Source organism: Providencia sp. PROV261 (genome assembly GCF_028477945.1).
Lineage (GTDB): Bacteria > Pseudomonadota > Gammaproteobacteria > Enterobacterales > Enterobacteriaceae > Providencia > Providencia stuartii.
Genome location: NZ_JAMPMC010000108.1, coordinates 1 through 1,064, shown reverse-complemented (window position 1 = coordinate 1,064; position 1,064 = coordinate 1). Strand labels below are relative to the sequence as shown.

1 protein-coding gene is annotated in these 1,064 nt (G+C 48.8%); it reads left to right on the top strand.

Features of this window, described 5'->3' with window-relative positions:
• Positions 1-1,064: host specificity factor TipJ family phage tail protein (locus PR675_RS20895; RefSeq protein WP_272582991.1), on the top strand; the 1,064-nt coding region annotated here is incomplete at both ends.

The following is a 1,064-nucleotide window of genomic DNA, read 5'->3' as shown; positions in this document are numbered from 1 at the left end:
CCCCGCTTTAATGGTGGCGTTCCGTCATCAGGTGGCACACCTGCGATAGAAGCGCATATTTCACTGGCCTATAACAGTGCGACAGGCTCTGCATTTTCTGGCTTACCTGAAGGTACTCAACGCCTTAGCCTTGGCCTTAAAGGTAATCAGTACAAAATCACGGAAATTGATGGGCTAACCCTCAGTGTCGAGCGCTTCACTGTCGAAAAAAACGAGTCAGGGAACGACGTCACGGTGGTTGATACCAATTGGCAAGGGTTCCGTGAGCGTACATTATTGGATTTCAGTATCACGGGCATTAATGATGAGCAAAACTGGATAGGGCCTTTCCTTGCGTGTCCGAATGGCGAAACGACTAACCGCATGGAGCTTAATATTGTTTTCCCTGCGGGGCTGGCATCTTATGATAAAAAAGGGCGTCGTGGTTCACGGGAAGTGAAAATAGCGGTTCAGTATCGGGGTGTTAATGACACTGAGTGGGTCACAAAAGAGTTTCGTTATAGTCACAGTACGGAAGACCAAATCGGCTTCACAGAAGTCTTTGAACTGCCAAAGCAAGCGCAATATGAAGTGCGAGTCAGGCGCGTTTCCGATGTGGGCGGGGGAAGTACTCGTGACCAGTGCCACTGGCAAGCTCTACGCGCATTATTAACATCAAGGCCAACGCATTACGAAGGGCTGACAACGATCGCATTAACGGTGAGAACAGGAAACCGACTAGCAGCGCAATCTGACCGCCGTATCAATGTTGTGGCAACTCGGCTATATGGTAATCACCCCTCTCGCAGTATCAAAGGGGCGTTTTACCATGTACTGAATAGCCTCGGCATGAATAATGCGCAAATCGATAATCAGACCATCGAGGAGCTACACAATACCTATTGGTCACCCCGTAATGAGTTGTTTGACTGGTCATCCGAAAGTAACAGTGAATCGGCATTAAAAGTGATGCAGCGAATTTGTAATGCTGGCATGGGGTATTTTCTTCTATCTGATGGATTAGCTTCAGCGGGGCGAGAGGGTATCAAGCCGTGGACGGGGATTATTAGCCCACAGGAAACCAC